Consider the following 25129-nt stretch of genomic DNA (forward strand, 5'->3'; position numbering starts at 1 on the left):
GGAGGGTGAAGGGTAGGGCCGCTTACTGCGGAAGGTCGGTGGCGGCCCAGGTATAGCGTACGGCGTAATCGAGCGTGGCCGTACCGTGGGCGGGCACATCGACCTTGAACTCCAGTCCGTCGGGCGTGTTCTTCGTCGGCTTGGCCGACGACGAGGTGAGCGTCCAGGCGCGCCAGCGGTTGGGATGCTCGCGCACCGTGACGGTGCGGCTCGCGTCGCTCGCGTTGTTGAGCGTGATGCGCATGCCTTCGTCCATCCGATGGTCGGCCACGCTCGCCGCGAACGACGTCTGCTCGCGCGTGGCCGTGAGGTCGAACGCGTTGCCGAGCGTGACGGTGGCGTCCTTGTTCTTCGGCGTATCGTCGAGACGGCCTTCGCCGAGCAGTTCGGCATTGCCGTCGCGATCGGCGGTGAGTACGCGCACGTAACCGGCGGGCAGGCTGTCGAAGGCCTTGAAGCGCACCGTGGACACGATGGGCGTGCTGGGTGGCATGCCGATGTCGCGCTCGAGGCGGGGTGGCGAGTTGTAGTAGCGCATCTGCGTGTCGTACACGGCGTCGCGCTCGCAATCGATGGTATGGCGATCGTACAGCGGGGTCTGGGTGACGCTGCCGTCCGGGAGGTCCACCGCGGCGGGCAGGGTGTAGGTGCGCAGGTCGCCGAGCGTGGCCTGCTCGGGCATGGCGTCCATGCTCGCCGCCATCGGCGCGGCGGCGACCATGCCCTTGAACATGCGCGGCTGCGGCGCCGACTTCGCGCGGTTGGCGTCGCCGGCGATCAGCTTCAGCGAGACGTCCTTCCAGTCGCGGCCGCTGCGGTTGGCGATGCTGGCCGAGGCGTCGAAGTCCATGCGGCAGGTGCTGCCCGGCGCGATCGTCGCCACATAGGCGCCTCGCCAGCCCAGGCCGGAGGTGGGGTAGTCGAGCTGTGCCGTGCTCCGGCCGGCCGATGCTCCCGCGACGCGGACCTGCAGCGTGGAGCCGCGCGCGATATCGGCCGTACCGGAAACGCGCAGGGCGGCGTAATCCTTCACCAGGTTGGTGGCGCCGCCGGCGTCGCGGATCACCAGCGGATCGCCGCCGTGCACCAGCGTGCCGCTGGCGATGGGTTGGCCGTTCGTGCCGACCACGGTGACGTTTTGCCCCGCGAGACCGGATACGGCCGCGTCGAAACCCTGGCCCAGCATCAGGCGCTGCGATACCACGCGCGTGCCCTTGCCGGGAAAGCGCAGGCTCAACGCCTCGCTGTCGAGTGCGGAAGGCAGGCCGTCGATGGAGAGATCCTGCGTGCCGCCCTTGAGATCGAACGCGCGGCGCTCGTGGACCACGGCATAGCCATCGCCGGACACGGCCCGGCCGTCGGTGGCGAAGAGCTGGTCGTTGTCGGCGCGGTAGAGGGTGAGCGTGGTGCGCTCATCGGCGGCGACGGCGGGAAGGGCGATGCCGAGGGCGATCGCCAGTGCGAGGGTGCGACGCATGTAAGTCTCTCCTTGTATGCCCGTGCGGGGATCATACCGGGGAGACATGAATGGAGAGTCGTCGCGAATGTGCCCGCTGCCGCGGGTTCGCCGATACGATCGGCTCCCACCCCTTCGGTAGTGAACTTCCTGGCGAAGGGTGGGAGCCGATCGTATCGGCGAATCGGGGTGCCTCAGCCTTTTTCCGCTTCCGCCACCGCATCGCGGATCACCTGCGGCATCGGCACCGGCCGACCGCTCTTGGTGTCGATCCACACCATGGTGACGCTGCCGTCGGCGTGCACACGGGTGGCGTCGTTCGAATCGACGATACGATGGCCAACCGTCATCGAACTCGTGCCCATGCGGTTCACGTAAAGCTCCACCTGCACGTCGGCCGGCCATTCGATGGGCAGGCGGTAATTGATCTCGCTATGCGCCATCACCGGTGCGGCGGCCGGGCTGTACCACTGCTCCGGAAGCTGCATCAGCCACTTGAGGCGGGCTTCCTGGAGGTAGACCAGGTAGTTCGCGTTGTTGACGTGGTTGTAGGCGTCGAGGTCCTGCCAGCGCACGTCCATCGGCGTGATGAAAACGGGGATCGGTGCGGGCGTGGTCGAGGCTTCGGTGCTCATGCGGTCCTTTTCTTCTTCGCGGTCTTCTTGGCCGGAGCGGCCTTGGTGGCCGCCTTCTTCGCCGGCGCGGGCTTCGCGACGACGGGCTTGGCGGGTTTCAGGTGGGGCAGGAGGAAGCGGCCGGTGTGCGAGGCCTTCGTGGCGGCGACGGTTTCCGGCGTGCCGCTGACGAGTATCCGGCCGCCGCCGGCACCGCCTTCGGGGCCGAGGTCGACCAGCCAGTCGGCGGTCTTGATCACGTCGAGGTTGTGCTCGATCACCACCACCGTATTGCCGTGCTCGACGAGCTTGTGCAGCACGTCGAGCAACTGCTCGATGTCGTGGAAGTGCAGGCCGGTGGTGGGCTCGTCGAGGATGTAGAGCGTGCTGCCCGTGTCGCGCTTGGAGAGTTCCTTGGACAGCTTCACGCGCTGCGCTTCGCCGCCGGACAGCGTGGTGGCGCTCTGTCCGAGCTTGATGTAATCGAGACCGACCGCGCGCAGGGTTTCGAGCTTGCGCGCGATCACCGGCACGTTCTCGAACAGCTTGAACGCGTCTTCCACCGTCATGTCGAGCACGTCGGCGATGGTGTGGCCCTTGTAGAGCACCTCGAGCGTTTCGCGGTTGTAGCGCTTGCCGTGGCAGACGTCGCACGGCACGTACACGTCCGGGAGGAAGTGCATCTCCACCTTGATCATGCCGTCGCCTTCGCAGGCCTCGCATCGTCCGCCGCGCACGTTGAAGCTGAAGCGCCCCGGCGTGTAGCCGCGCGAACGCGCCTCGGGCACCTGGGCGTAGAGTTCGCGCAGCGGCGTGAACAGGCCGGTATAGGTGGCCGGGTTCGAGCGAGGCGTGCGGCCGATCGGCGACTGGTCGATGTCCACCACCTTGTCGAAGAGGTTCAGGCCCTCGATCGATTCGTACGGTGCGGGCTGCTCGCTGGCGCCGTTGAGTTCCATCGCGGCGATGCGATAGAACGTGTCGTTGATCAGCGTGGACTTGCCCGAGCCGGAGACGCCCGTGACGCAGGTGAACGTGCCGATGGGCACGCGCAGGTCGACGTCCTTGAGGTTGTTGCCGGTAGCGCCTTTCAGTTCCAGCCACTGGCCGTCGCGCGCCTCGCGCCGTTTCGTCGGCACCTCGATGCCGCGTTCGCCCGTGAGGTATTTGGCGGTGACCGAACGCGGGGATTTCAGCACCTGGGCCAGCGTGCCCTCGGCGACGATGTCGCCGCCGTGCACGCCGGCGCCCGGGCCGATGTCGAGGATGTGGTCGGCCGCGCGGATGGCGTCCTCGTCGTGTTCCACCACGATCACCGTGTTGCCCAGGTCGCGCAGGCGGGTGAGCGTGCCCAGCAGGCGCTCGTTGTCGCGCTGGTGCAGGCCGATGGAGGGCTCGTCGAGCACGTACATCACGCCGACGAGACCCGCGCCGATCTGGCTGGCGAGACGGATGCGCTGCGCCTCGCCGCCGGACAGGGAGTCGGCCTGGCGGTCGAGGGTAAGGTAGTTCAGGCCCACGTCGTTGAGGAACGTAAGGCGCTCGCGGATCTCCTTGACGATCTTCACCGCGATCTCGCCGCGCCAGCCGGCGAGCTTGAGCTTGGCGAAGAAATCGAGGGCCACGTCGATGGCGAGCGAGGTGAGTTCGGGAATCGCCTTGTCGGCCACGAACACGTTGCGCGCCGAGGGATTCAGGCGCTGGCCGCCGCAGTCGGGGCAGGGGTGATCGGAAATGTAACGCGCCAGCTCTTCGCGCACGGCCGCCGATTCGGTCTCGCGGTAGCGACGTTCGAGATTGGGCAGGATGCCTTCGAACTTGTGCTCGCGGGTGACCTTGCCGCCGCGGTCGGTGAGGTAGCGGAAGGGGATGACTTCCTTGCCCGATCCGTTGAGCACGGCGTTCTGCGCCGACTTCGGCAGCTGGCGCCACGGCGTCTCCGGATCGAAGCCGTAGTGCTTCGCCAGCGAGACGATCATCTGGTAGTAGTACGCGTTGCGACGATCCCAGCCGCGGATCGCGCCACCGGCGAGGCTCAGTTCCGGATGGCCGACCACGCGCGCGGGGTCGAACACCTGGGTGACGCCCAGGCCGTCGCAGGTGGGGCAGGCGCCGACCGGCGAGTTGAACGAGAACAGGCGCGGCTCGAGCTCCGGCAGCGAGTAGTCGCACAACGGGCAGGAATAGCGCGACGAGAACAGCTGCTCGGGCGCCTTCGCGTCGTCCATGTCCACCAGCACGACGATGCCGTCGCCCAGTCGCAGGGCGGTCTCGAAGGATTCGGCCAGGCGTTGCTTGATGTCGTCGCGCGGGCGGAAACGGTCGATCACCGCCTCGATGGTGTGTTTCTGGCGCAGGGTGAGGGGCGGCACGGCGTCGAGGTCGTAGACCTCGCCGTCGACGCGGGCGCGCACGAAGCCCTGCGCGCGCAGTTGCTCGAACACCTGCACGTGCTCGCCCTTGCGCTCGCGGATCACCGGGGCCAGGAGCATCCAGCGCTTGTCGGCGTCGAGCGCCATGGCGGTGTCCACCATCTGGCTCACGGTCTGCGCCTCGAGGGGCGTGCCGTGGTTCGGGCAGCGGGGCGTACCGACGCGCGCGTAGAGCAGGCGCAGGTAGTCGTACACCTCGGTGATCGTGCCGACGGTGGAGCGGGGGTTATGGGACGTCGACTTCTGCTCGATCGAGATGGCCGGGGAAAGGCCTTCGATGGTGTCCACGTCCGGCTTTTCCATCATCGAGAGGAACTGCCGGGCATAAGCCGACAGTGACTCGACGTAACGACGCTGGCCTTCGGCATAGATGGTGTCGAAGGCCAGCGAGGATTTGCCGGACCCGGACAGCCCCGTGATGACGATGAGCTTGTCACGCGGGAGGTCGAGGTCGATGTTCTTGAGATTGTGCGTGCGGGCGCCGCGGATGCGAATGCTGTCCATGTGCCGACGTATGTGGGGGAAAACGACGACTATACCAAGGGTGTAAAGCCCTCCCGTCACCTCGGCTTTTGCCCGGTCTTCACAAGTTCTTTGCCGAGGGCGCCGATCTGGCCGGGGATTACCCCTGGATGTCCGCCCCCGCTACCATGTCGACGCCCCGGGGAGGGGCGACATTCCCATACGAGGTATATCCATGCGTAAACGGACAGCGGTTGCGGCAGGCCTCCTGCTGGCGGTGTGCACGGGACAGGCCATGGCGGCGCAGCCGAGCGAGCAGCAGGTGCGCAAGCTGATGGAAGTCGTGGGCATGGGACGGATGCTGAGCCAGATGAACAGCCAGATGGCGGGCGTGATGCAGACGGCGCTGCCCTGCGTGCCGGCCAGCTACTGGCAGGGCTTCGTCGACCAGAACGCCACCAACCAGCTGATCGGGCGCATGGTGCCGGTTTACCAGAAGCACTTTAGCGACAAGGAAATCGACGAACTGCTCAAGTTCTACAGCACCCCCACCGGCCAGAAGGTGATCCGCGAGATGCCGGCGACCATGGCCGAGGGCATGCAGATCGGCAAGACCTGGGGGCAGGAGCGCGGCCAGCAGATGATCAAGCAGCTGCAGGGGCAGGGCACGCTGAACGCCCAGGGCCAGTGCCCGGCCACGGGCGGCGCGACCAAGCCGGCGCCCGGCAAGTAGCCGCACGTCGGTCCTGCGAACGCAGGAACCCAGCGCCTCGAATCCGGTTTGCGCGAGGTCCTTCCATCGGCTTTTCGTGGGCAACTCGTCGCGAAACCCGGCTACACGGCGCTGGGCTCCTGCTGATGCAGGAGCGGCGGCGATGCAATTGTTTGTTTTCGCTTGATTTTTTGGCGTGGCGACTGTTGGCCGCCGGCCGCTGCCTCACCTTAACCACCTGATTGACCTCACCTTTCCCCTCCCGCTATAATTCGCGGTTCGTAACACCCGCAACACCCGAGAAGAACTACATAATCAGGAAACCACCATGAGCTACGCAGTCATCAAGACCGGTGGCAAGCAGTACCGCGTGATGCAGGGCGAAGTCCTGCGCGTCGAGCTGCTCCCCGCCGAAGTCGATGCCACCTTCACGTTCGATGAGGTCCTCCTCGTCGGCGAAGGCGAGTCGATCACCGTCGGCGCCCCGCTGGTCGCCGGTGCCACCGTCAGCGCGAAGATCCGCGCCCACGGCCGCGCCGATAAGATCCGCATCGTCAAGTTCCGTCGTCGCAAGCACTACAAGCGCACGCAGGGACATCGTCAGCACTACACCGAAATCGAGATCACGGGCATCAACGCCTGAGTCGCCGGAGGATATGAGTCATGGCACATAAAAAAGGCGTAGGTTCCAGCCGCAACGGTCGCGATTCGAACCCGAAGTACCTCGGCGTGAAGATCTACGGCGGTCAGGCTGTCGAAGCCGGTAACATCATCGTTCGTCAGCGTGGCACCAAGTTCCACGCCGGCGTGGGCGTCGGCCTCGGCCGCGACCACACCCTGTTCGCGCTGGTCGACGGCACCGTGTCGTTCAAGACCCGCGGCGATAAGGGCCGCAAGTTCGTCGACGTCGTCCAGGCGTAAGCCTCTTCCGACGCGATAGCGAAGGCCCCGCCCCATGGCGGGGCTTTTCGTTTTTGCATGAACAGTGAAAAGTAAGCCGTGAACAGGAGGCAGTGACCCATGCCGTCACCTGCCGGCGTCATTCCTGGGATGGGCTGCGGCTCACGTTTCGCCGCTCGCGGCCCATGGCTCACTGTTCACTCTACTGCTCACTGTTCACGCCCATAGGTTGCCCCATGAAATTCGTCGATGAAGCCCAGATTCGAGTCCACGCCGGTGACGGCGGCAACGGCTGCGTGAGCTTCCGTCGCGAAAAGTTCATCCCGTTCGGTGGCCCCGACGGCGGTGACGGCGGCGACGGCGGCTCGGTCTGGCTGGTGGCCGACGAAGGCCTCAATACCCTGGTCGACTTCCGTCACCAGCGCTCGTTCAAGGCGCAGCGCGGGCAGGGCGGCATGGGTAGCCAGATGTACGGCAAGGGCGGTGAAGACACCGAGGTGCGCGTGCCGGTAGGCACCGTGGTGACCAACGTCGACACCGATGAGGTCATCGGCGACCTCACGTCCCACGGCCAGCGTCTCAAGGTGGCGCAGGGTGGTCGAGGCGGCCTCGGCAATATTCATTTCAAGAGCTCGGTGAATCGGGCGCCGCGCAAGGCGACCCCGGGTACGCCTGGCGACGTACGCGACCTCAAGCTCGAGCTTCGCCTGCTGGCCGACGTGGGTCTGCTGGGCTTTCCCAACGCGGGCAAGAGCACCTTCATTCGCGCCGTGTCGGCAGCGACGCCGCGCGTGGCGGACTATCCGTTCACCACGCTGCACCCGAACCTGGGCGTGGTGCGCGTGGGTACCGACCAGAGCTTCGTGATCGCCGACATCCCAGGCATCATCGAGGGGGCGGCCGAAGGGGCGGGGCTGGGTATCCAGTTCCTCCGTCACGTGGCGCGTACCAGCCTGCTGCTGCATGTGGTCGACATCCAGCCCATCGACGGTTCCGACCCGGTGGAGCAGGTGCGTACCATCGAGAGCGAGCTGGAGCGCTTCGACGATGAGCTGGTCGAGCGTCCGCGCTGGCTGGTGATCAACAAGTCCGACGTCTTCTCCGACGAGGAGGAGCTTCAGGCGGCCGCCGCCGATATCGTGGCGCGGCTGGAATGGAAGGCGCCGTGGTTCCTGGTTTCGGCGGCCGGGCAGGTCGGTACCTGGGACGTCTGCCTCAAGGTGCAGCAGTTCTTCGACGCCGAGCGCGCGGCCATGCGCGAGCGTACCGATGCGGCGGACGACGTTCGCATGCGTGGGGAGTGAGGTGATCTTGATTCGCCGATGCGATCCGCTCCCACCCCTTCGGTAGCAGAGCTTTCGGGGCCTGCCTACCGAAGGGGTGGGAGCGGATCGCATCGGCGAAGCCCGCCTTCGGCGGGCAAAGAAAAAGCCGGCTTGCGCCGGCTTTTTCGTACACAGCGATGTCGCGCAGGCGATCAGGCCAGGTCGCGGATCTTCGCGTTCAGGCGGCTCTTGTGGCGAGCGGCCTTGTTCTTGTGGATCAGGCCGCGGGCGGCGTAGCGGTCCATGACCGGCACGGCGACGGCGTAGGCCGTGACGGCCGCTGCCTTATCCTTGGCGTCGATCGCCTTGACGACCTTCTTCAGTGCGGAACGCACCATGGAACGCGCGCTGACGTTGCGCAGCCGGCGCTGCTCCGACTGACGCGCACGCTTCTTCGCGGACTTGATGTTGGCCAAGGTAAAGCTCCAGTGTTCGGTGGGTTTTAAAAAAGACACCCATTGTGGAGCCAAAACGAGGCTGCGTCAATAGGTTAGGGGCCGCGTGAACGACCCCTCGGGCGGAGGGCGCGACGCGCCCCGAAAAAACCAGAGGCGAGACTGTCCGCTGCCAGCCCGGCTTTGTCAAACTAGCGGTTTACCCCGGTACCCACGGCACGGATGAAAACCCCCAGCCTCCTTCGCGGCATGCTGTCCTTCAGCGGCATGACCATGGTCTCCCGCGTGCTCGGCCTGGTCCGCGACATGGCGATCAACGCCTCGTTCGGTGCCAATGCCGCCACCGACGCTTTCTGGGTCGCCTTCCGCATTCCCAATTTCATGCGTCGATTGTTCGCGGAGGGCTCGTTCTCCACGGCATTCGTCCCCGTGTTCACCGAGGTGAAGGAGACGCGCCCCCATGGCGATCTCAAGGCGCTGATGGCCCGTACCTCGGGGACCCTGGGCGGCGTGCTGCTGCTGGTCGTGGCGCTCGGCATCCTTTTCGCTCCCCAGGTCACCGCGCTGTTCTCCCCGGGCGCGGTGGATGCGCCGGAGAAGTTCGACCTCACGGTCAACCTCCTGCGCCTGACCTTTCCGTTCCTGCTCTTCGTCTCGCTCACGGCCCTGTGCGGGGGCGCGCTGAACAGCTTCCACCGATTCGGCCTGCCGGCGCTGACGCCGGTGATCCTCAACCTGTGCATGATCGCCGGCGCGCTGTGGCTGGCGCCGAAGCTGCACACGCCGATCATGGCGATGGGCTGGGCGATCCTCGTCGCGGGCGCGCTGCAGCTGCTCTTCCAGCTTCCGGCACTGCGCCAGCTCGACCTGCTGGCCCTCCCTCGCTGGGGTTGGAGCTCGCCCGACGTGCGCCGGATCATGGGCCTGATGGTGCCGACGCTGTTCGGCTCGTCGGTGGCGCAGATCAACCTGCTGCTCGATACCATCATCGCGTCGCTGCTGATCGCCGGCTCGCAGAGCTGGCTGTCGCAGGCCGACCGCTTCCTCGAGTTGCCGCTGGGCGTGTTCGGCGTGGCCCTGGGCACGGTGATCCTGCCCTCGCTCTCGCGCCACCACGTGGCCACCGACAAGGACGGTTTCTCCAAGGCCCTCGACTGGGGCCTGCGCACCGCGCTGCTGATCGCCGTGCCGGCGATGTTCGCGCTGATGATCCTCTCCGTGCCGCTGGTGGCGACGATCTTCCAGCATGGGCGCTTCACGGCCTTCGACACGAAGATGGCGTCGCTGTCGATCTCGGCGCTGAGCTTCGGTCTGCCGGCCTTCGCCCTGGTGAAAGTGGTGCTGCCCGCTTTCTACGCCCGCAAGGACACGAAGACGCCGGTGCGCGCGGGCGTCGCGTCCCTGGTGTTCAACATGGTCTTCAACGTGATCTTCCTCGCCCTGCTGTTCTTTCTCTGGGCCACGCCCGCGCAGAAGGCCGGCTCGTGGTTCGAGGCGCTTTCCGTCATTCCCGGCCTGCATATGGCGCTGGGCATGGCCAGTGCGCTGGCCAGCTACCTCAATCTCGCGCTGCTCTGGCGCTGGTTGGGCAAGGCGGGGGTCTACACCCTCCAGCCGGGCTGGAGCCGTCACCTGGTTCGTCTCGGTGCGGCCTGCGCGGCCATGGTGATCGTGCTGCTCGCGGGCCTGCACGTCTGGCCGGAATGGAGCGACGTCGAGAAGTGGGAGCGGGTCTGGCGCCTGGCCGTGCTGGTCGGTGCCGGCGGCGGGGCCTACCTGGCGGCGCTGTTCGCCATGGGATTCCGGTTGCGCGACCTGCGCGCGCGTTGAGAACCCGATGGCGGCACGTACGCCGCATTGTGCGGCGCAATGGGGCCGCTATACTGGCCCGATGGCTTTTATTCCGCATCGATCCCAGGACGCCCGCGCATGACCCTGCGACTCCATCGCGACGTCGACGGCCCCTGCCTCGCGCCCGAGGGCAGCATCGTCGCGATCGGCGCATTCGACGGACTTCACCTCGGGCACCAGGCGATCCTCGCCGAGGTGCGCCGCCGGGCCGGGGAACGTGGCCTAGCGCCCGCCGTGATCACCTTCGAGCCGTTGCCGCGCGCCTACTTCTCCGCCGACCCGGTGCCGCGCCTCTCGGGCATGCGGGAGAAGGCCGAGGGCATGGGCGCGGCGGGTATCCGCGAACTGCTCTCCCTGCGCTTCGACAAGGCGCTCACCGAGATGTCGGCCGAGGATTTCGTGCGCCGCGTGATCGTCGGCCGGATGGCCGCCCGCGAGGTGTGGGTGGGCGAGGATTTCCGCTTCGGCCATCGCCGCGGTGGCGACTTCGCGCTGCTGGGGCGCATGGGCGCCGAGCTGGGCTTCACCGCCCACGCGGTCGCACCCGTGGTCGTGGACGGCGAGCGCGTGTCCTCGTCGCGGGTGCGCGCCTTGCTCGCGGAAAGCCGCTTCGCCGACGCCGCCACGCTCCTGGGACGGCCCTTCGTCATCGACGGTCACGTCGAGCATGGCCAGCAGCTCGGCCGCACGCTGGGCTACCCCACGGCCAACGTGCACCTGCGTGAGCGCGTGAGCCCCATCCAGGGCATTTTCGCGGTGCGCATCGGCATCGGCGACGGTCCATGCAGCTGGCCCGGCGTGGCCAGCCTTGGGTTCCGGCCCACGGTGAACGAAGTGCGCGAACCCCTGCTCGAAGCCCACCTGTTCGATTTCTCCGGCGATCTCTACGGCCAGCGCATCGGCGTGGAATTCGTGCGGAAGCTCAGGGACGAAGCGAAGTTCGACGATCTCGACGCCCTCACGGTGCAGATGCGCCAGGACGAGATCGACGCGCGGCAGGCCCTTGGGATGAACCCCATTCTTGTCAATGCATGAGGCGCCTCGCGCCTTTTCGAGAAACCCACGGTTGCCAGCGATGACCCAGGACTACAAGCACACCATCAATCTGCCGCAGACCGCGTTCCCCATGCGCGGCGACCTGCCCAAGCGCGAGCCGGAATGGCTGGCCGGGTGGGAGCGCGTGGGCCGCTATGCGCAGATCCAGGAGAAGACCGCCGGCCGCGACAAGGTGTTCGTGCTGCACGACGGCCCGCCGTACGCCAATGGCGTCATCCACCTCGGCCACGCGGTCAACAAGGTGCTGAAAGACGTCGTGGTCAAGTCCAAGCTGATGGCTGGCTACCGCGCGCCCTACGTGCCGGGCTGGGATTGCCATGGCCTGCCCATCGAGATCGCCATCGAGAAGAAGTTCGGCAAGGCGGGCGACAAGCTCGACGCCGCCGCCTTCCGCCAGAAGTGCCGCGAATACGCGCTGGCGCAGATCGACCTGCAGCGCACCGACTTCAAGCGCCTGGGCGTGCTCGGCGACTGGGAAAAGCCGTATCGCACCCTCGATTTCACCTATGAGGCCGACATGATCCGCGCGCTCGCGCGCATCGTGGCCAACGGTCACGTGGTGCGCGGCGCCAAGCCGGTCTACTGGTGCTTCGATTGCGGTTCGGCGCTGGCCGAGGCGGAGATCGAATACGCCGAGCGTACCTCGCCGGCCGTCGACGTGGCCTACGACGCCGTCTATCCGAAGGACATCGGCGTCGACTTCGGCGTGGACGTCGGTGACGCCACCGTGGCCGTGCCCATCTGGACCACCACGCCGTGGACCTTGCCCTCCAGCCAGGCCGTGTCGCTCGGTGGCGACATCGAATATGCGCTGGTCGAAGGGCCGTCGCGCGACGGCCGTCGCGTGCTGCTGGTGATCGCCTCGGCGCTCGCCGAGAAGGCGCTCGCCCGTTATGGCGTCGAGTCGGTGAACGTGCTCGGCCGCGTGCAGGGCGCCGTGCTCGAGAACAAGCCGTTGCGCCACCCCTTCTACGACAAGCAGGTGCCGTTGATCCTCGGCGACCACGTGTCGGCCGACGACGGCACCGGTGCCGTGCACACCTCGCCCGACCATGGCGCGGAAGACTTCGCCGTGGGGCTGCATTACGGTATCGGCACGCTCAACTACGTGGACGGCCGCGGCGTCTACCGTCCCGAGGTGCCGTTCGTGGAGCCGGATACCGCGCTCGCCGGGCAGCACATCTGGAAGGCCAACGACGTCATCGTCGAGCTGCTGCGCTCGCGCGGCGTGCTGCTGGCCTTCGCCAAGCTCACCCACAGCTATCCGCATTGCTGGCGCCACAAGACGCCGGTCATCTATCGGGCCACGCCGCAGTGGTTCATCGGCATGGAACAGGCCGACCTGCGCCGCACCGCGCTCAGCTCGATCAAGAGCGTGCGCTGGGTGCCGGGTTGGGGCGAAGAGCGCATCGCGGGCATGGTCGACGGCCGTCCCGACTGGTGCATCTCGCGCCAGCGCACCTGGGGTGTGCCCATCACGCTGTTCGTCGACAAGGTCACCCACGAGCCGCATCCGGACTCCGTCGCGCTGATGGAGAAGGTGGCGCAGAAGGTGGCGCACGAAGGCATCGATGCGTGGTTCGCGCTCGATGCGCGCGAGCTGATCGGCGACGACGCCGATCGCTACGAAAAGGTGACCGACGTGCTCGACGTCTGGTTCGACTCCGGCGTGAGCCACTTCGCCGTGATCGGCGCCCGTCCCGAATTGCAGGCCGGCGAGGCCTCCGAATACAAGGTGATGTACCTGGAGGGTTCCGACCAGCATCGCGGCTGGTTCCAGTCGTCGCTGCTCACCTCGGCCGCCATCCATGGCCGGGCGCCGTACGACCACGTGCTCACCCACGGTTTCACCGTGGACGCGCAGGGCCGCAAGATGTCCAAGTCGCTGGGCAACGGCATCGAGCCCCAGGAGATCATGAAGACCCTGGGCGCCGACATCCTGCGCCTGTGGATCTGCTCCACCGACTATCGCAACGAGATGGCGCTGTCGGACGAAATCCTCAAGCGCGTGACGGACACCTACCGCCGCGTGCGCAACACGGCACGCTTCCTGCTCGGTAACCTCGACGGGTTCGACCCGGACAAGCACCTGCTCGCCACCGAGGCCTGCGTCGAACTCGACCGCTGGGCCGTGCAGCAGGCGGCCGACGTGCAGGCGGCGATCGTCGCGGCCTACGAGCGCTACGACTTCCCCGAGATCGTGCAGCGCGTGCAGAACTTCTGCACCAACGAACTGGGCGCGCTGTATCTCGACGTCACGAAGGATCGCCTCTACACGATGCCGACCGACAGCCGCGGTCGTCGCAGCGCGCAGAGCGCCATGTATCGCATCGCGGAGGCGATGGTGCGCTGGATCGCGCCGATCATGAGCTTCACGGCCGAGGAGATCTGGCAGCAGTTGCCCGGCACGCGCGAGGAATCGGTGCTGTTCGAGACCTTCTACGACGGCCTCGACGTACGCCAGGATGCGGACGCCCGCGCCTGGTGGAGCCACCTGCTGGCGATTCGCGATACCGCGTCCCGCGTGCTCGAGGGAATGCGCAAGGCCGGCCAGATCGGCGCGTCGCTCGACGCCACGCTGACCGTCCATGCGGATCTTCCCACGCAGACGGCGCTGGCCGAGTCGGCGAGCGAGTTGCGGTTCTTCTTCATCACCTCCGACGTGGTGCTGGCCCCCCTCGACGGCCGTCCGGCATCGGCGGAACGCGTGGAGGTCGACGGTGCCGAGGTTTACGTCTCGGCCAGCGTCAACGACGACACCAAGTGCGTTCGTTGCTGGCACCACCGTCCGGACGTCGGCGTCGAGCCCGCCCATCCGGAGATCTGTGGCCGCTGCGTCGAGAACGTGGTGGGGCAGGGCGAAGACCGCCGCTGGTTCTGATCGGCGACGACCACCCGTGGCCCGTGCCGCCCGAGCGGCGCGGGCCGACTCCACCTTCGATGGCCTGACCGAATGACCGTACGCCCCAAACCCAACGCGCTGTCCTGGCTGTGGCTCGCCGCCGCCATGATCGTGCTCGACCAGCTCACCAAGTGGTGGGCGTTGACGTCCCTGCAGCCCGCCGAAACCCCGCATCCGGTGATCCCGGGCCTGCTCAACTGGACCCTCACCTTCAATACGGGCGCCGCGTTCAGCTTCCTGGCCGACAGTGCCGGTTGGCAGCGTTGGTTCTTCGCCCTGCTGGCGGTGGGCATCAGCGCCGTCCTCAGCGTCTGGCTCGCCCGTACCCCGCGCGGCGACTGGCGCACGGCCTTGCCCCTGGCCCTCATCGTCGGCGGTGCCCTGGGCAATCTCATCGATCGCCTGCACGCGGCGAAGGTGACCGATTTCATCCAGGTGTTCATCGGCAGCTACCCGTTCCCCGTCTTCAACGTGGCCGATTCGGCCATCAGCGTGGGGGCGGTGGCGCTGATCGTGTTCAGCCTGTTTTCCGGTTCGCAGAAGGCGCCCTGATCGAACCATCCGCTCCGTAGGTTCGCGGACTCGGTCCGCTCCCACCCCTCCGGTAGCCAAGATGTCGAAAGCTGGCCGGTAGCCGGGCTCTCGAAAACCCGCCTACCACAGGGGTGGGAGCCGATCGCATCGGCGAACGGAGTGCCGAATCCTTCGGCCTGCAGGCGGGTCTCCACCATGCGATAATCCGCAGGCAACCCACCCAGCGGCCCCGCGAGGCCGCCACGAGGCCCCCTTGGACATCCTCCTCGCCAATCCCCGCGGCTTCTGTGCCGGTGTCGACCGCGCCATCGCCATCGTCGATCGCGCGCTCGAGTCGTACGGCGCGCCGATCTACGTGCGCCATGAAGTCGTGCACAACCGCTACGTGGTCGAGCGCCTGCGCGCCGACGGCGCCGTGTTCGTCGAGGAACTCGACGAGGTGCCCGACGGCTCCACGGTGATCTTCAGCGCCCACGGCGTGCCCAAGTCGGTGCGCGAAGAGGCCGACCGCCGCCGTCTCAACGTGTTCGATGCCACGTGCCCCCTGGTCACCAAGGTGCACATGGAAGTGGCCCGCCTGGGCCGCGCCGGTTACGACGTGATCCTGATCGGCCACGATGGCCATCCCGAGGTGGAAGGCACCATGGGGCAGTGGAATCCCGCCAATCCGGGCAACATCTATCTCGTGGAATCGGTGGACGACGTCGCTGCGTTGGTGCCCTCGCAGCCGGACAAGCTCGCCTTCGTCACGCAGACCACGCTGTCGGTGGACGACACCATCGCCATCATCAAGGCATTGCGCGCGAAGTTCGCCGCCATCGAAGGCCCGCGCAAGGACGACATCTGCTACGCCACGCAGAACCGCCAGGACGCCGTGCGCCGCCTCGCCGAAGCGGTGGACCTGGTGCTCGTGGTCGGCTCGGTCAACAGTTCCAACTCCAACCGCCTGCGCGAACTGGCCGAGAAGCAGGGCGTCACCGCCCATCTCATCGACGGCGCCGAGCACATCGAAAAAGCCTGGATCGACGGCAAGGCCCGTATTGGCGTCACCGCCGGCGCGTCCGCGCCCGAGAAGCTCGTGCAGGAAGTCATCGCCCGCCTGCAATCCTGGGGCGCCGGCACGGTACGCGAGCTGGACGGCGAAGCCGAGAACATCACCTTCGCCCTGCCCAAGGAGCTGCGCCTGGCGAGCTGAAGGCTTGCGCCCGGGCTCCGGCTTACCTACAATTCCGCCTCTCGCCGGAATAGCTCAGTTGGTAGAGCGCGTCATTCGTAATGATGAGGTCGTAGGTTCGATTCCTATTTCCGGCACCAGATACCCGTCCAAGGCCGTCCACACGAGTCCATGAGACGCATCGAAACCCGCTGAAAAGCGGGTTTTTTTGTGCCCGCGCGTCCATGCCTGTCCACCGGCATCCATCCCGGTGCGTGAACAAGGCTGCCGCATGGCGCGCCGCAGGTGCCGAGGCCCGCCGCTCAAGCGCCGTGCGTTCCGCCACCGTCGCGTCACGGTCTTGCCACCTTGTCACAAACGCGGGCCTTGGATCGTCAAGCTATGGATCGGCCGGCATGCTGCCGGACGACGGCTCGCTTTGAACAGGATCTGGACGATGAATCGCGCTAACTGGTTTGCCGTTTCCCCCGACGGCGCTAAAGCATTGGGTGGACTGCATCACTTCGTGACCACCGGCACGGCGCTGCCGCCCAAGCTGATCCACCTGGTGTTTCTCCGCGTATCGCAGATCAATGGATGCGCGCACTGCATCGACATCCATACCCGGGATCTCGTCAAGGCGGGTATGTCGATCGAAACCGTCGTGCTGGTGCCGGTCTGGCACGAGGCCGCGTATCTGTTCACGGATCAGGAGCGCGCCGCGCTGGCGTGGGCCGAAGAGGTGACGCGCGTCGGGGAAACGCATGCTTCCGACGCGGCCTACGCCGCAGCGGCCGACGCCTTCTCCGAAAAGGACCTGGTCGACCTGACCCTCACCGTCGCGGCCATGAATGCCATCAACCGCATGGGTATCAGTTTTCGTCTGAAACCCCGCGCCAAGGCAGACAACTGACGTCGCTGGGTGTCCGCACCCGTCCGCTCGTCCGGGCTGGGCTCGCTCGCCTCGCTAGGCGGCGGCCGGCAACAGCGGCCTGGTCGTCGGCTTACGCTGCCATCCGGACATGCGCGCCGAGGTAGCGCAAGCCGATCGAAAGAGCCATGTCGTAACCCGCCATGGCGTTGCCCGGCACCACGACGCTGACCAGCGACGGGTGTCCGGGAACCAGTGTCGACGCATCCGACTGGTCGCTGCCGTCGTGGATTTCGATATAGGGCACGTCGAGCGAGGCGAGCGCGTGGCGCAGTGGCGCCACGTCACTTTCGGGAACCTCGGCGGCGTCGACATCGAGAAGCACGAGGTCCGCGTGGTCGACCGGCGATCGATCGAGATGGCCGGTCAACTCCACGAAATCCTGGCAGGGCCGCCAGAGCAGGTCGACACCGGCGGCCTGGGCCCGTTCCCAGAGTTTCCACATGGCATCGTCGGCGATCGGGGGAGTGAGGGAGGAGGCATCGTGACGCGGACCGGTGATGACGACGATCGACATCGTGGCAACTCGTGGGGAAGGGGCGCCAGTATCCCGGCGATTCCCGTAAAAAAGCTGCACGCCCCGGGCGCTTTTCGGGTAATGACCGCGTAAACATTCGCGAACGTGTGCAGCGGTGTCCGGTGGTGCTAATTTGCCCGCTTTCCAAGGAGGTCACATGGAGCCGCAAGACACGACCCTTACCACGACCCGGCTTCGCCTGGATCGTCTCGTCCCCGCCGACGCCCCCGGGCTGTTCGCCTACCGTGGCGACGATGCCGTGGCTCGCTACCAGGGATGGCGTCCGGTGGACGAGGCCGAGGCCGCGCGCTTCATCGACGAGCAGTCCCGGCTGGCGTTCCACACCCCGGATAGCTGGGCGCAGCTGGCGATCCGCGATCGCTCGACGGGTGAACTGCTGGGCGACCTCGGCGTGCATTTCCCGGCGGACAAGCAGTCACCCATCGAGTTCGGGATATCGCTCCGCCCGGATCGCCGGGGGAAGGGTTATGCCCGCGAGGCCATGAGCACCGTGCTCGATCTGGCGTTCAACGAGTGGGGGTATCGCCGCACCGTCGGCTCGGTGGATCCGCGCAACGTGGCGAGCATCGCCCTGCTGGAGTCGCTGGGTTATCGCCGGGAAGCGCATCATGTGGAAGCCTACTTTTTCCGCGGCGAGTGGGTCGACGACGTGATCTACGCGATGCTCGACCGGGAGTGGCGTTCCACCGCTACGCGGTGAGCCGGTCGTCGCGACATGCCAAGCGTGCGCTGAATCGGCAGTCGGCCCCGGTTTGCACATCGCCTTCATCGCGGGGGTGCCACATACGTCGGTCGGCCCCCGCGACGGCGAACGATGAGCGAGCGTTACCTGAAAATCTATGTCGTGCATCCACCCGAACCCGGCGCGGAGTGGGCCGTGCGCGTCGATGCCGAGAAGCCGGTCCGCTTCGCCGCTGAAAAGCAGGCGTTGGCCTATGCCTTGAAACAGGCTCGAGCCAGGCACCGGCCGGGGCTGACGGTGGATCTGAGGGTGGAAGACGACCACGGGCACTGGCGGTCGATGGCGCTTTGACGCGAGGGAAGCACGGACTCGCCGATTCAGGCCGCCGCGGCCAAGCGCGCCAAGGCGCCCGCCTTGGGCGGCGAAAGGTGGCCCAGGGGGGCATCGGGGATGAAGCGCCAATCGCCAAGGCGCCGGGGAACCCAGTGCGGCGTCGACTCACGCAACCCGCGGATCGCGTCTTCCGGCGTCTCGTAACGGCCTACTTCCTGCGCACCTTGCAGGGCGCGCCAGCGGTGGCCGTGGCGAACGATTCGGAACGGAACTTCGGCGGCGGTATAAACGTATTGCGCGATCACGGTACGACTCTCCTTTCAAGCCCGGGAATTCTGGCCGGGAGTTCGTGACCGCTGTGTTATCCCGACACTACCCTGACGTGTCGGCGTTCAGCGTCGTGTACGGGGTGACAAGGCCGACGCCGCGTTAGCCGCTCGTCGGGAAAATCCGACCGCATGTCGGCCTTGGCCCCGCTGCGATCGCGTGTTCGGTTAAATTCCAGCCTGTGGGACCATAGGCAGGGGAATCAGGGTGAATTGCATGTCATCGCCGCGCGCGCAGCGGGGCGTATCGCTCATCGAAGTGCTCATGGCCGTGCTGATCTTCACGATCGGCCTGATCGGCCTGGGTGGCCTTCTGATCACCGCTACGCGGGCCAATACCACGGCCTACGTACGCACCCAGGTGACCTTCCTCGCCAGCAGCATGGCCGATCGCATGCGGGCCAACCCCATGGGGCTGTGGAAAAACAGCTACGACAGCGACAAATACCCCATCTCAGGCACGGCACCGGCCTGCGACGCGGCGACGGGTTGCGCCCCCGGCGACGTTGCCCTTCGCGACCAGATCCTGTGGAGCCAGCAACTGAAGGCGACGCTGCCTGCGCTGGGCAAGACATCGATCAAATGCGTCAAGTCGTCCAGCTTCGATCCGACAGCGCAATATGGGCTCCGTCCGCCGTATAGCGGCACCTGCACCATGTCTATCACCTGGGCCGAGCGTGGTGTGGCCACCGGGGGGGGCGACGACAACACCGGTTCCAACAATCTTCAGTCCTTCACCTGGGTATTCGAGCCATGAGCCAGCCACGCATTGTCCGTCGCCAGCGTGGCGTTACCCTGGTCGAGCTGATGGTGGCGATGGTGCTTGGGCTCATCGTGGCCGGCGGAATCGTCACGCTGTTTCTGTCGACTTCCTCGAGCAACCGGGCGCAGACCCAGATGGCTCGCTTGCAGGAAGAGGGGCGTTATGCCATCACCCGCATCAGCGCCGATCTGAAGATGGCTGGGGCTCAGTACTGCAACAGCACCGGAGGCATCGCCACCACCGGCACCTCCGGCGTCTCGCTGGACGGGCTGCGCGCGCCTCGCGTGCTGGCCAATAACCTGACCTTCCCCCAGAACACGACGCCGTGGGGCGGCTCGTATCCGGCCAAACCCACGGCCAGCTATTACCTGCCGTCGTTCTTCTTCATGCGAGGGTTCCAGTGCACCAAGACGGCGTGCACGCCGAGCAGTCCGCCGACGGCGGCGAACGGGGTTCCCGCGATGGGCACGGCGGTCGGTTCGCGAGTCGTCGGTGCGGCCGTCCTGCAACTGCGCTACGTCGATTCCGGTCGCGGTTGGGCGATCGGCGGTGCCAGCCAGATCGTCGCCAACAACGACGGAACGATCGCTAATATCGCCATATCCAGGCGACCGGAAGAGCCCGACCTCACAGGCATCAATTCCGCCGGCGAAATGATGATGCTGGCCGATTGTTCCTCATCGCAGATATTCCAGACCACGGGCAATCCGACCTTCGTTCCCGCGGGCAGCACCGTGAACTTCGAGCAGCCGAAAGCCCTGAAGCCGCAATCGGCACCGAAGCTGTTTCGCGTGAGCACCGACTTCCGCACCGTCACCTACTTCCTGCAGGTGGTCAGCGACGACGGTACCGCCACGGGAACCAAGACAGGTGCGTTGATGCGTTGCGACAGCACCGTCGGCAGCACGTGCCAGGAGCTGGTCCGTGGCGTGGAGCGGCTGGACTTCAACTACGGAGTGGAGGACCAGAACGGTTTCCTGCACTACCTTTCGGCCGCCGACGTCGATTCCCGTGCGGGCTCCACCATTCCTTGTCCGGCGGGCGCGAAGGATTCCACGTCCACCGACATGGGCTGCCTATGGCGTGCCCTGAAAACGGTGGAAGTGAACATCCTGATGGATGGGCAGGCGCCACTTTATACGTTGCAGGCCCCCGACCTGGTCTACGCCTATTCGCCCGAGGGCAACTCGACGCCGAAGGCACCGGACGCACGCGGTGCGAATGGCATTTCGCCGTCCGACCAGGGTTTCGCCTTGCCGATGCTTCGCCGCCAGTTCAGCACGGTGGTGATGATGCGTAACTACAACCCGTGACGCGGGAGACGATGCCATGAACCGAAATCCTGCTCTCCTTCGATATGCCCAAGCCAAGCCACAGCGTGGCGTGGTTCTCGTCACCGCTTTGATTTTTCTCCTGTTGATTACGATCCTCGCGGTCAGCGCATCGGGGACCTCGCTGCTCCAGCAGAAGCTGGCGGGCGGCCTGCGCAACGCGCAGCTGGCCGAATGGAGCGCGGAATCCGCCCTGCGCGGCGCGGAATGGCGTCTTTGGCTGGCCAGTTCGGATACGTCCACGCGCATGATCTGCGGCACGAGCAGCCTTGCCACGTGCTACCCGTATTCGCCGGACCCCGTCGCCGCGGTGAAGAATTTCCGTAACTCGTCGGGCTGGGTCATCGAGGGCGCCGTCGAGTACAAGCCGGTCAACTTCAAGGACGTTTCCTCCGACAAGACGTTCGCGCTGAAGAACAACCCCTACTACATCATCGAAGATATGGGTATCGAGACGCCGCAGGGGGCGGGGCAGCAGGCCGAGTCGGGGGCCACCGGGGCAAGGGGCGCGGGATATACGGCCGTCGTCCGGCATATCTACCGGATCACCGCCCGGGGCATGGGCAACAACGACAACGCGATTCGCGTCTTCGAAACCACCTTCGCCGCCAAGGCCAACTGAACCATGAAAGTCCTTTCCACCTATTCACGGATCGGTACCGGCCTCGTGGCGATGGTGTTGTGCCTGGTCGGCGGCTCGTCCGTCCCCACGCAAGCGCAGACCGCCGCCAAGTACTACACGGTGGATCTCAGTACCGCGACGCCGGATCTCACCGTGGCGGTTTCGCCGAACATCGCCGTCACCTTCGACGATTCGGGTTCCATGGGCTCCACGGCGTTACCGGACACGCTCGATAACACGCAGGGTTCGCGGTACTACTATTCGTCCGCGACCAATTCCCAATACTTCAACCCATCGATCACGTATACGCCGCCGCTGGCGGCAGACGGTCTTTCTCGTTTCCCCGACTCGTCGTATACCAAGGCCTGGCGCGACGGCATCTGCGCCAATACCACGGCGACCAATTGCAGCGGGACCAAGGATCTTTCGAAGTCTTTCAATAGCGACTTCGGCAACAACACCTCGTCAGGCATACAGGCCGACGATACGGCACAGTTTGCCATTCCCAACTATGCCAACGGGGGGGTAAATCCCACCAAGAACAGGGACGGGACGGTGAACAATGACGGGAAGGTCGGCACTGCGGGCGGATTCTACTGGACCTGCCCCACGCCGAATTCCGATACTGGATGCACGATCACGCTGATCAACAATGCTGATGACGCGACCAAGAAGAACTTCGCCAATTGGTATTCCTACTATCGTACACGTAACCTGATGACGCGCTCCGCCATCGCGGATGTCTTTGGCGGCCTCGGCAATAGCATCAGGGTGGTGTATCAAAACCTGAACGACACCAATTACTGGTTGTCGCCGGGCACCACGACGTTCGATGCCTTCAAAGGCACGGCTCGTTCCTCGTTCTTTACCTGGCTCTACCAGGTGGGGGCGAGTGGCGGCACGCCTACGCGCGTTGCGATCGATCGCGTAGGCAAGCTCTTCATGTCGGGCGCCGATTCGAAAGTCAACAAGACGAACCTGAACCCTTATTGGGAACCTAACGTGGGTCCGAATTCCTCGGGCCTGGAGTTGAGCTGCCGCTTGAACTACAGCCTGCTGGTGACCGATGGTTACTGGAATGGTGGCGACCCCGGGGCGAAGACGCCCACCACGCGTAGTGCCATCAACCTTCCGGACGGCACGGCCTATACCGGCCAGAATTCCGACAAGACCAGTGTCATCTATTCGAACGTTCCGGATGGCGTGTATTACACGACGAACAGGGGCGTTACCACGGCGCATCCTTATTCGTCCCTGTCGGACCTCACCTTCTATTACTGGGCGACGAATTTGCGGCCTGATTTCACCCGCAACGGTACCGCCAAGCTGGACGTTCCCCCCTCGTTCGTCGACTACACCGATCAGAATAACGCCCCGGTGAACTGGGACGGCACGGGAAAGCCCCCGCGGTCGCTCTACTTCAACCCGAAGAACGACCCGGCCACGTGGCCGCATGTGGTCCAGTACATGATCGCGTTGGGCATCAATGGTTCGCTTGCGTTCCCGGGTGACTACAACAATCTGCGTAGCGGGGCCAAGTCGTGGCCCATGCCGACCGGCACGGGCAACGGTGACCTGACCGACATCGACGATACCTGGCATGCGGCGATCAACAGTCGTGGGCAATATTTCAGCGCGCGGGATCCCGCAGCGTTGTCCAATGCGCTCAACCAGTTGCTCAGCCGCATCATCGCGCGCACCACGTCGACCGTCGCGGGTGCCTTGAGCAGTACGGTGTTGACGGGCAACGGCGTGACGTACCAGACCGGTTTCGACAGTTCGAATTACAGCGGTTCGCTGGTGGCGAACGTGGTCGATACCCTCGGCAACATCGGCAGGCAATTGTGGAGCGCGGGCGAATTGCTGACCGCGCGAGCGAAGGCGGGCGACACCCGCGTCATCATCACCAGTTCCGCGCCGGCCGCAGGCAAGGGAACGGCATTCCGTTGGGCGAACATCGGTAGTGCGCTGAAGGCGGCCACCACGGCGACGGACGGTACTACCCCGTTCGACGACAGCAACAAGAGCACGCTCGGGCCGGACAAGCTGGCTTATCTTCGTGGCGATTCGAGCAAGGAGGGCACCAATTTCCGTCGCCGTACGTCGACCCTGGGTGCGATCATCAATTCGCAGTCGGTCTACGTGTCATTCCCCGCCAGCGGCTACAGCGACAGTTTCCCGACGGGCGCGCCGGAGGCCGAGCTCGGCAACGACGGTACGCTCAAGTACAGTTACGAGAAGTTCGTGACGGACCATGCCAACCGTGCGCCGACGATCTATGTGGGCGCCAACGACGGCATGCTGCATGCATTCGACGCCACGACGAGCTCGACCCCTGCGGGCTCGGTGGACGTGACCCCATCCCCGGGAGCGGAGCGTTGGGCCTATGTTCCCTATACAGTGTTCGACAAGCTCGACTACCTGACGCCGAAGTCGGATTTCACATTCATTCCCACGGTGGATGCCACGCCCGTGTACCGCGACGTCTTTTTCAGCGCGGGTACGAAGGGCTGGCACAGCATCCTCGTTGGAGGCCTTCGCCTGGGGGGGCGTGGCGTGTACGCGCTCGATATCACCGACGCTTCGGCCAGCGAGGCCAACGCGGGAAGTAAGGTCCTCTGGGAGTTCAACAACACCACCACGCAAGACGGCAATGCGGTGGGGGCGAACCTCGGCTATACCTATGGTCGCCCCAACATCGGTCGCCTGGCGAACGGGAAGTGGGTGGTACTGGTGCCCTCGGGTTACTTTCCGAGCAACACCTCCAGCGCGCCCTACAAAAAGTACGACAAGGATGCGGCTTCCCAGCGCACGCAGAGCTCGCTGTTCGTGCTCGATGCGCAGACGGGGGCCGTGATCAAGGAGCTGGTCACGCCCAAGACGGTATCGGGCATCAGCGGTAACGTGGTGAGCTACGGCCTGACCTCGCCTGTGCTCGGCGACTACAACAGCGACCAGATCGACGATGTAGCGTTCGCTGGCGACCTGAACGGAAATCTTTGGCGATTCGATCTTTCCGACGCGGATCCCAACAAGTGGTCGGTGTCGCTCGCGTTCTATTCGTCCAGCCAAGGAACGCGGCCCATCACGGTCATGCCCCGCCTGTTCGCGGATCCGACGTCCCAGTTCTTCATGGTGGTGTTCGGTACGGGCAAGTACCTGGGCGGTTCCGACAATACGGCCGACAATTCGTCGGGAGTGCAGTACGTTTACGGCATTCGCGATCGTGGGCCGGGCAACGCCTCCCCGGTCATCGAGGGTACGACGCCGATGATCGAGCAGACGATGACCGAGTCCAACGACATTCGCGGCCTGACGAACAAGGCCGTGGGCGTCGCCGATGCCAACGGTAAGGCCATCGGCGGTTGGTTCATCAAATTGTTCACGGGAACGGCAAGCAACCAGACCAACAAGGGTGAACGCGTGGTCGTGGATGCGACCGCGCTGTTCGACAGCGGTCGCGCCATCATCGCCACGCTCATTCCGGGGAGCAGCGACCCGTGCTCACCCGTTCGAAAGGGCGCCGTCCTGGTGATCGACGCCGCAACCGGCGGCGCGGCCAGCGGCGTCAATTTCGGTACCGCGAGCCTGGGGTCCGGGTATTCCCAGGCAGGCATTCGGGTAAGCAACGTACCGGTGACGGGTGGCCTTCCCGCCGCGACGGGACTGGGCGGCGGGAGCATCGCCATCCCGGGCCTCACCACCGGCGACGGAAGCGGTAACGCCAATAAGGCGCTGCCGTCCCTGGGCGATGCGGTCTGGCGTCGCCGCTCCTGGCGGGAGTTGAACAATGCCTATTGAGCTGAGGACT

At 65.6% G+C, this 25129-nt stretch carries 22 protein-coding genes and 1 tRNA gene; 17 read left to right on the forward strand and 6 right to left on the reverse strand.

The genetic code is table 11. From position 1 onward, the window contains the following. Nucleotides 1-22 precede the first annotated feature (22 nt). The 3 genes from JNG39_RS01985 to uvrA form a co-directional block, all read right to left on the reverse strand. A complete protein-coding gene (locus JNG39_RS01985) occupies nt 23-1477 on the reverse strand; it encodes a DUF4139 domain-containing protein (protein WP_368309355.1) in 1455 nt (484 codons plus the stop codon). A 173-nt stretch (nt 1478-1650) separates the two neighbouring features. After that, complete coding sequence (locus tag JNG39_RS01990; protein ID WP_368309356.1) at nt 1651-2091, reverse strand: acyl-CoA thioesterase; 441 nt, start codon at nt 2089-2091, stop codon at nt 1651-1653. After that, nucleotides 2088-5006 (reverse strand): excinuclease ABC subunit UvrA, encoded by a 2919-nt coding sequence (uvrA, locus tag JNG39_RS01995; protein ID WP_368309358.1) that lies wholly within the window; start codon nt 5004-5006, stop codon nt 2088-2090. Before uvrA ends, JNG39_RS01990 begins: the two co-directional genes overlap by 4 nt. 193 nt (nt 5007-5199) lie before the next feature. Between uvrA and JNG39_RS02000 the strand changes: the two genes are divergently transcribed. The 4 genes from JNG39_RS02000 to cgtA all read left to right on the forward strand — a co-directional run bounded on the left by JNG39_RS02000 (nt 5200) and on the right by cgtA (nt 7880). Next, a complete protein-coding gene (locus JNG39_RS02000; RefSeq protein ID WP_368309360.1) occupies nt 5200-5697 on the forward strand; it encodes a DUF2059 domain-containing protein in 498 nt (165 codons plus the stop codon). Between the two features lie 307 nt (nt 5698-6004). Then, nucleotides 6005-6319, forward strand: a complete 315-nt coding sequence (gene rplU / locus JNG39_RS02005) for a 50S ribosomal protein L21 (protein ID WP_144911165.1) — start codon at nt 6005-6007, stop codon at nt 6317-6319. Nucleotides 6320-6339: 20 nt separating this feature from the next. Then, the gene (gene rpmA / locus JNG39_RS02010) at nt 6340-6597 is read left to right on the forward strand and encodes a 50S ribosomal protein L27 (RefSeq protein ID WP_072321611.1); all 258 of its coding nucleotides are present in this window, start codon (nt 6340-6342) and stop codon (nt 6595-6597) included. A 215-nt stretch (nt 6598-6812) separates the two neighbouring features. Next, nucleotides 6813-7880 carry an Obg family GTPase CgtA gene (gene cgtA, locus JNG39_RS02015; protein WP_368309361.1) on the forward strand — a complete coding sequence of 356 codons (1068 nt, stop codon included), beginning with the start codon at nt 6813-6815 and terminating at the stop codon, nt 7878-7880. 173 nt (nt 7881-8053) lie between these two features. Here the strand turns inward: cgtA and rpsT are convergent, their stop codons facing one another. Further along, on the reverse strand, nt 8054-8317 hold the full coding sequence (rpsT, locus tag JNG39_RS02020) for a 30S ribosomal protein S20 (RefSeq protein WP_144911158.1): 264 nt from the start codon (nt 8315-8317) through the stop codon (nt 8054-8056). Nucleotides 8318-8518: 201 nt separating this feature from the next. Here rpsT and murJ point away from each other — a divergent pair, with 201 nt between their 5' ends. The 7 genes from murJ to JNG39_RS02055 all read left to right on the forward strand — a co-directional run bounded on the left by murJ (nt 8519) and on the right by JNG39_RS02055 (nt 16705). Beyond that, nucleotides 8519-10126 (forward strand): murein biosynthesis integral membrane protein MurJ, encoded by a 1608-nt coding sequence (gene murJ, locus JNG39_RS02025; RefSeq protein WP_368309362.1) that lies wholly within the window; start codon nt 8519-8521, stop codon nt 10124-10126. A 99-nt stretch (nt 10127-10225) separates the two neighbouring features. Continuing rightward, nucleotides 10226-11182 carry a bifunctional riboflavin kinase/FAD synthetase gene (locus tag JNG39_RS02030; protein ID WP_368309364.1) on the forward strand — a complete coding sequence of 319 codons (957 nt, stop codon included), beginning with the start codon at nt 10226-10228 and terminating at the stop codon, nt 11180-11182. A gap of 40 nt (nt 11183-11222) precedes the next feature. Next, nucleotides 11223-14084, forward strand: a complete 2862-nt coding sequence (gene ileS / locus JNG39_RS02035; protein ID WP_368309365.1) for an isoleucine--tRNA ligase — start codon at nt 11223-11225, stop codon at nt 14082-14084. 72 nt (nt 14085-14156) lie between these two features. Further along, a complete protein-coding gene (gene lspA, locus JNG39_RS02040; protein ID WP_368309366.1) occupies nt 14157-14657 on the forward strand; it encodes a signal peptidase II in 501 nt (166 codons plus the stop codon). Nucleotides 14658-14892: 235 nt separating this feature from the next. After that, entirely contained in the window at nt 14893-15834 is a 942-nt protein-coding gene (ispH, locus tag JNG39_RS02045) for a 4-hydroxy-3-methylbut-2-enyl diphosphate reductase (RefSeq protein WP_368309368.1), read from the forward strand. A gap of 43 nt (nt 15835-15877) precedes the next feature. Further along, nucleotides 15878-15953: transfer RNA gene (locus JNG39_RS02050), tRNA-Thr, on the forward strand. Between the two features lie 296 nt (nt 15954-16249). Continuing rightward, nucleotides 16250-16705, forward strand: a complete 456-nt coding sequence (locus JNG39_RS02055; RefSeq protein ID WP_368309369.1) for a carboxymuconolactone decarboxylase family protein — start codon at nt 16250-16252, stop codon at nt 16703-16705. A 91-nt stretch (nt 16706-16796) separates the two neighbouring features. On the opposite strand, the gene JNG39_RS02060 is transcribed toward JNG39_RS02055, so the two are convergent. Next, nucleotides 16797-17240, reverse strand: a complete 444-nt coding sequence (locus tag JNG39_RS02060; RefSeq protein ID WP_368309371.1) for a hypothetical protein — start codon at nt 17238-17240, stop codon at nt 16797-16799. Nucleotides 17241-17397: 157 nt separating this feature from the next. On the opposite strand from JNG39_RS02060, the gene JNG39_RS02065 reads away from it, so the two are divergent. Further along, nucleotides 17398-17961 (forward strand): GNAT family N-acetyltransferase, encoded by a 564-nt coding sequence (locus tag JNG39_RS02065; RefSeq protein ID WP_368309372.1) that lies wholly within the window; start codon nt 17398-17400, stop codon nt 17959-17961. A gap of 114 nt (nt 17962-18075) precedes the next feature. Beyond that, entirely contained in the window at nt 18076-18294 is a 219-nt protein-coding gene (locus JNG39_RS02070; RefSeq protein WP_368309374.1) for a hypothetical protein, read from the forward strand. A 26-nt stretch (nt 18295-18320) separates the two neighbouring features. Here the strand turns inward: JNG39_RS02070 and JNG39_RS02075 are convergent, their stop codons facing one another. Then, nucleotides 18321-18581, reverse strand: coding sequence for a hypothetical protein (locus JNG39_RS02075; RefSeq protein ID WP_247373937.1), 261 nt, complete (start codon nt 18579-18581; stop codon nt 18321-18323). A 238-nt stretch (nt 18582-18819) separates the two neighbouring features. On the opposite strand from JNG39_RS02075, the gene pilV reads away from it, so the two are divergent. From pilV to JNG39_RS02095, 4 genes are read left to right on the forward strand one after another with little or no spacing between them, the layout of a single operon-like run. After that, complete coding sequence (pilV, locus tag JNG39_RS02080; RefSeq protein ID WP_368309375.1) at nt 18820-19359, forward strand: type IV pilus modification protein PilV; 540 nt, start codon at nt 18820-18822, stop codon at nt 19357-19359. Further along, nucleotides 19356-20678, forward strand: coding sequence for a PilW family protein (locus JNG39_RS02085; protein WP_368309376.1), 1323 nt, complete (start codon nt 19356-19358; stop codon nt 20676-20678). Before pilV ends, JNG39_RS02085 begins: the two co-directional genes overlap by 4 nt. A gap of 16 nt (nt 20679-20694) precedes the next feature. After that, a complete protein-coding gene (locus tag JNG39_RS02090; RefSeq protein ID WP_368309377.1) occupies nt 20695-21318 on the forward strand; it encodes a PilX N-terminal domain-containing pilus assembly protein in 624 nt (207 codons plus the stop codon). A 3-nt stretch (nt 21319-21321) separates the two neighbouring features. Next, nucleotides 21322-25119, forward strand: coding sequence for a pilus assembly protein (locus tag JNG39_RS02095; protein ID WP_368309379.1), 3798 nt, complete (start codon nt 21322-21324; stop codon nt 25117-25119). Nucleotides 25120-25129: the final 10 nt, after the last annotated feature.

Origin of the sequence: Luteibacter sp. CQ10 (assembly GCF_040900725.1) — a bacterium.
Lineage (GTDB): Bacteria > Pseudomonadota > Gammaproteobacteria > Xanthomonadales > Rhodanobacteraceae > Luteibacter.